Annotated in this window: 4 protein-coding genes; 1 reads left to right on the forward strand and 3 read right to left on the reverse strand. The window is 55.5% G+C overall.

The window, feature by feature from the left end; all coding sequences use genetic code 11:
- Positions 1-10 precede the first annotated feature (10 nt).
- The gene (locus I6F12_RS34430; RefSeq protein ID WP_225158298.1) at positions 11-703 is read left to right on the forward strand and encodes a sugar transferase; all 693 of its coding nucleotides are present in this window, start codon (positions 11-13) and stop codon (positions 701-703) included.
- A gap of 486 nt (positions 704-1,189) precedes the next feature.
- Here I6F12_RS34430 and I6F12_RS34435 read toward each other — a convergent pair whose 3' ends face one another.
- The 3 genes from I6F12_RS34435 to I6F12_RS34445 all read right to left on the reverse strand — a co-directional run.
- Positions 1,190-2,539 (reverse strand): NAD(P)-binding protein, encoded by a 1,350-nt coding sequence (locus I6F12_RS34435; protein WP_225158299.1) that lies wholly within the window; start codon positions 2,537-2,539, stop codon positions 1,190-1,192.
- Between the two features lie 239 nt (positions 2,540-2,778).
- Entirely contained in the window at positions 2,779-3,723 is a 945-nt protein-coding gene (locus I6F12_RS34440; RefSeq protein WP_225158300.1) for an acyltransferase, read from the reverse strand.
- A 2,223-nt stretch (positions 3,724-5,946) separates the two neighbouring features.
- Positions 5,947-6,254 (reverse strand): cupin domain-containing protein (locus I6F12_RS34445; protein WP_225158301.1); only part of this gene is annotated, 308 nt, incomplete at its 5' end.

Here is a 6,254-nt window from a genome sequence, read left to right on the forward strand (position 1 = left end):
AGTTCCCGCAATGGCCAATGTGGTCGATACACGCGGCGAGTTGCCTTTCATTTCCGCAAAGAGACGTTCTCCCGCCCACGTAGCACCGCGTCCCGTGGGTACAGTCGTAAAGAGATCGGTTGATCTCGTATTGGCGGCTTTTGGCATTCTGCTGCTCTCTCCTTTGCTGTTGCTCTGTTGCTCGGCCTTGATTTTGTTCTCGCCAGGACCGGTGCTGTTTCGTCATAGACGAGTTGGCTTTAATGGTCAGACCTTCGACTGTCTGAAGTTCCGTACCATGGCCCCTGACGCAACGGAGCGGCTGCAACGGTTGTTGGAGTCGGATCCTTCGGCCGCCGCCGAGTGGAAGGCCACTCGCAAGTTACGCGCAGACCCTCGCGTCACGCTGTTAGGCGCAGCGCTGCGTCGCTCCAGCCTCGACGAATTGCCTCAGTTGTTCAATGTCATTCGCGGTGACATGAGCATAGTCGGACCTCGGCCGGTCACTGAAGAAGAACTGGCGCGGTACGCGTACAAGGTCGACGCCTACCTCGCCTGCCGTCCTGGAATTACCGGCCTTTGGCAGGTGAGCGGTCGCAGTACAACCACTTACCGCCGGCGCGTTGCCTGCGATGCATTCTACGCGCGCAATTGGTCCATGGTACTCGACACCAAGATCATGCTGGCTACCATCCCGGCTCTATTCGAGGATGCAGCATATTGAAAGTCGACTCGCCGACCAGACATCTCTGAAGACAGGAGGCCTGGTACCTCTGCGAGCACAGAAAACCATTCGAACCGAAGATTTGATCACCGCTCGATGGGATCCGACTTTAAGCCGTTGCGACACTCTCGAGTTGTGAGATCGATCGAACCATTAAGGGATGATGATGAGAGCGAGCTCGACCCAGGCCACAGCTTTCGAATCCGTTTGCTCGAACTGCGCGACCCTGGCGGTTACGTTTCAGTGTGCTGACGGAGCCCTCGATGACACGCCAGTTTTTTGCACGAACTGCGGTCGCTTGCGCGGCCTCATTGGCGCGGTCAGGAAGATGGCGAATGAGCCCGCCCGCACCTCCACCCCCACCCTGCTCGACCGCCACTGAGTGACGCCCAATTTCCACTTCGAAGGCTCCTTTGTTGCCCGAGCACCCGTTGACCGCGTCTTCAACAGGCCCTGTACAAAGTGTTGCAATCTACTTGATGAAGTCTAGGGCGCGCTCGCATCTGATCTAGACCAGGTCTGACCGGGCTGATCCGAACGAAGCGCCGCTTCGGCTTTTAAGGTGGAGTCGCGAGCGGTCGGTTGATAGTCAAATCTGCCTTGCCGTCCAATCGATTCGATGCCTAACTTGCGCAGTGCGGCCACCGTGCTTGCCGCGTGTTCGTCGGCCTGGTCGGTGTAGATCGGGTAGGCATTGTCAAGCATATGCGCGCCCTCAAGCCGAAGGTCGCCCAAAAACAGCCTGTTGTCGCAGGTGTGAGTTCTAAAATCGCTATCTGCCGTACTAATGTCGTGCGCCACGTGCTCAGCATTGACTTCGACGGAGAAGAATTCTCGGCCGTGGCACCTGCCGTAAAAATCGGAATGAATCGTGAGGCGCTTCCACGCCCCTTCGCTTGAAAAATTGTACAGGATCGGTTGCTTGAAGCCTCTCTCACCGGAAAAGCTATAGAACAACGTCAGCAACGTCACGGTTTTCAGCTCTCGATGCGTTTGCAGACCACACAGATCTTGGATGCGTGCTAGGGGAATGGTCGAGACCAGGCGACGGCCGACGATCGCACGGTCGTTCGCCAGGACAATCGAAAACTCACCGTTCTGCCTTTGAACGCGAGCTATCTTGGTCCCCAGCACAAAGCCCGCGCCTTGGCCTTCGAGCCGCTCCATTGCCTTGCGATACAGGAATCCGAAGCCCTCCCGCGGTCGAACGAGTTGTTGATTGGGAGCCACATTGGGGGCACGACGAAAGGCCCGCCCAACAAGGTTTCGCAGCGTCGCGTGCTCCCTAATCCAAAGCATCCTTTTCTCTGCAAACTTGACGTCGACCTGATCGGCGGGAAATCCGTAGAACCGGCTCAGATAATGGCCGAGCCCTGTGCGCTCCAGTAACCGCCTTCCAATCCAAAAAGTTGCAAAGTCCTTGGCACTTCGGATCCTGCGGCGGAAGGTTCGGGCAAAGATGATCGAGCTCACCATCCAAAGCCATTCCAACGGACCGGCTGAAAGCAGATCGTCCTTGATGGATAGCGGATAGTGACTTACTGCGCCTTGCGGAGTGAGACGCCCCCACGACGGGTAGATTTGAATATAGAGCGGTAATAACTCGGGAAAGTGCGCCAATAACGGCGAATCGTCCTGAAAGATGTAGCTGCCGACATCGAAGGTGTAGTCGCCGACCTTGCAATCGATGTGGTTTCCACCGCTCCAGGCGTACTCGTCGACGACAAGGACGTTCCTCGCGCCGTCGCGCAGCAAGATCGATGTCGCCACAAGGCCGCTGATTCCAGCGCCCAACACCACTGCATCGTACCGCGCCTCGTCAAGGCTGTTCGTCATCAGCGACCATCCAGTGACCCGGTATGTATTGGATTATTGAAGCGCATTTCTGAAAGCGCGACTAGCAAATTAGACGCGTCGCGAGCAGAAGCTCCTGGTGCCGCCTGCTCGGCGCAAGTGCAGCTCGCTCGGTTTTCGCGACAAAGGTTCTCAGAGAAGCTGACTTAGGTTTGTGCAGCGAGTGCCTAGAATATGACGCGCACTTTCGGGTTGCCCGGTGGCGCTGGCAGGCTCTGAAGCTACAGAGACCTGACCCTGTGCTTTGCAAGAACCGATGTGATCGGGGAATCGTAATACTTGTCCAGACCGATCGCCAGCAGAATGCAAATTGGTACTAGTGCAAAGAGGTAACAAGAGGGTGCCTGCTCAAGATGAGTTGCCTTTAGCAGACCGACCGTCGTCACAAGGATTGGAACGTGAACGATGTAGAGTGGATAAAGGCGGCCCAGCACACTAAGAAGACGCTGCTTTTGCTGGAGATGGCAAGCGACGGACAGATACAATAGGAGTGGAAAGATAAGGACGATCGAGACAACATCGAAAACAGAGCTTCGGATCGGAAGGCAAAAGACGGTCGCGAGCAGAAGGATCATTGGCCAAAGTAGAAGTGTGGGCAGGAATGGTTTGGGGCGGTAATGCCAAACCAGAACGCCGGTAAAGAAGCCGAACAGGGTGCGAACAGCACCTCCGAAAAAAGTAGTCCACGTAGCCCCAAGATCGGCGGTACCGTGTTTAAGGATCGTTAGGGCAAGGAGTCCACCAGTGACAGCGGTGATCACCCAGGCGCACTTCGTATCTACCCGCAATATCAGCGCCGCCCAAAGTAAGTTGACGGCGATTTCAAATGACAACGACCACATCGGGGTGTTGGTGGGGAATGTCGTGTCTGTAGGAGCCTGACTTACCCAGGGCTTAGGCAGCAAAGTCGCGTTGAAGGCCGTCCCGCCGAGGATGTCAGAAAGTGCGTATTGCGAATGTTTCTGAAGCGCCAAACGGAGTAAGAAATACCCTGTTCCCAATAAGAGTCCCAACAGACTAAGCGGCAATAACCTCTTCATGCGAATTTGCAGGAATTTGGCAACTGTTAGCCTGCCAGACTGAAGACGCATCGCATACGAGTGCGAAAGTACGAACCCGCTAAGCATGAAGAAGAAATCCACCGCCAGATAGCCATGAGGTGCCAACTGCGCGCACCGACGATTGAAAGGTGAAAGAACAGGACGCCAATGGCGGCGAAGCCGCGAAGCGCGTCTAGCACTTCAAACCTCTCTTCTGTCAATCGACACCTAAGTATTTTGCGTGACTATGCGCGCCCGCGGTCAATTAACGGAATTAAGCGATTAAAATCGAGGCAGCGTGAGACCCGACGTCGGGGTCAAGAAGGCATCTTCAACTCGGACAGTATGCATCCGCTCCCCCGAAGGGGCCACGCGATATAGTAGGCGCTCACGCACAAAATTGAACCATCTCCTCTGCGGTGGTCCAGACACCACGCTGCTGCCCCCCGTAACAAGCAGCCCTCCTTCTTGCTCCGACCGCATAACGACTGCGCACTGAAAGGGATGAGGGAGTGGACAGTCATTTCAGGCTGTGGTTGGCTGCGCACTTTGGACCAAAAAAGACATTCCCAGTTATGAATAGCGTAAACTCAAGTCGCACGTGGACCCCGGAAGATGATAGCGCGCTGAGATCGGCAATCATCAAGGGCCAGTCCATCCTAGAAATCGCCGCGACCCTCTGCCGAACTGAAAACGCCGTGCGGCGGCGGCTCTATCAGCTTGGCCTTTCAACCGCTCGGCTTGGCTCTCGGCGTCGTCCAAGTCAAAGGTTCGGATAAGCCTCTACTTGAAGGGACGCTGACCGAAGTTCCCTGAGGAGCGGACCGGGTTCGACTTTTGGTTGCGGAAGGTCAGAATGACCGGGAATTTTGCGAACCGATATTAAAGCCTTTCGGACCCGTAGTACGGACGCTGCAACATGATTTACGATGCATTTTTAGCGCCTACCGAATGCCCGAATTCCTCTCATGAACTGAAGCGCGCACTTCTTACTTTTGATAAGATTTACGTTGCTGATCCAAACGACCGCAATCTATTTCCACCCCAAGCCTTTTTGATAGCGATCGGCATGCCCTAATATTCGGATTCAATCAGGCCCGGTTAGGCCGCTTGGTAAGCTGCCCGGCTACGACGATGGCTTCGATAAACTGACGGCAGCATAAACGATGACCCCGCACCACCCGTTTTTTGACGAAGAACTCGCCCGCGATCATTTGCGGTTACAAACCTCCCATATCGCCCGGGTGCGGATTGCTTCTGTCATGAAAACAATTGGTTCAGTGTGTCCAACCAGATGGTTCCGCTATTTGGGAATGCATGTTACGGCGCGGTCGCTAAGCAAATTGCCAAGAGAGTGAACGCGGTCATAGACGCTTCTTCAGTCTCGGCGAACTGATATTTTCGAGCTGAGCATTTGAGTTTTTGAAGGAAATGTCGAAGCAGCTGCGATCTTTCGCACTTGCGATCTACGGCAATCATCTGACCGTCGTTTCATAGGCCCAACCGGCTGCGCAAATGGTCACGCTCCTCGAGCAGTTCTCGGAGTCTTTGAGCATTGTCAGATTGTATCTCCTGCCACTCGATGCGATCCTCTGCAGTCCACAAGTAAGACTCGCGATTGAAACGGCCTTTCTCGTTTGCATCAAACTCCATGTATAACTTTATGTCGCGTTCGACCTGGTCCAGTTGTTCTTGGAGAGTAGTTGGCATCAGCCGTTCCTTCGGCTCGCCTCCACCCCGCTCCGATCTACGACGCAATCGGCATGGCGATCAATGGGCGTGGTCCCTCGCGGCTGATATATCCATCCCATTTGAACTCGTTCGCCTCAAAGCGCCACGTCGGAGCAATTTTACTAAAGTACGTAGCTCAGATCGACTGATCTCCCTCCATGAGATTATGCAGACAGGCTAAACTCCCGGAAGAAGCGGCAAAGCATCCTCCAGCGTCAACTTGCACTCTCGGAGAAGTTGTGGCCGCAATCAACCGTTGAGTTTTTCCTATCAATCACGCACGAACTTTGGGAGCCCTGGTCCGGTGCCGACCGGCACCGTCGGTCTCGTTACCACCACGGTCGCCGGTGTGAGGCTGCGCTATCGGGAGAGCGTGCCGACCGCGATGAAAACGGCATCGGTCGCGGCGGTCGGCTTAGTCAGGTCAATGGTCAAGCCGCTCAGCTTTGACAGTGTTCGCCACCAGCTCGTCGAGGCCCATGTTAGCAGATCGGGATCGCGGCAATCTCCTCGTCCTTGTGGACGCACATCACGTACTGACCGAAATCCGCAAACAGTCGCGGGACATCAGACTCACATACTCCGGCCGATCATCGCAATGCGCACTTCGGGTGTTGCTTAGGTTCTTTGATAGTCGTCTTCAATCCGGATGATGTCGTCTTCCCCGAGATAGGAGCCGGTCTGGACCTCGATCAGCTCCAGCTGGATCTTGCCGGGATTCTCCATCCGGTGGACGGCGCCCATCGGGATGTAGATCGACTCGTTCTCGTGCACCGTCTTCACGGTCTCGTTGACGGTGACCTGCGCCGTGCCGCGGACCACGATCCAGTGCTCGGCACGATGATGGTGCTTCTGCAGCGACAGCCGCCCGCCCGGCTTCACCACGATGCGCTTGACCTGGTGGCGCTCGCCATTGTCGACGGATT

Source organism: Bradyrhizobium sp. IC4059 (assembly GCF_020193615.1).
Lineage (GTDB): Bacteria > Pseudomonadota > Alphaproteobacteria > Rhizobiales > Xanthobacteraceae > Bradyrhizobium > Bradyrhizobium yuanmingense.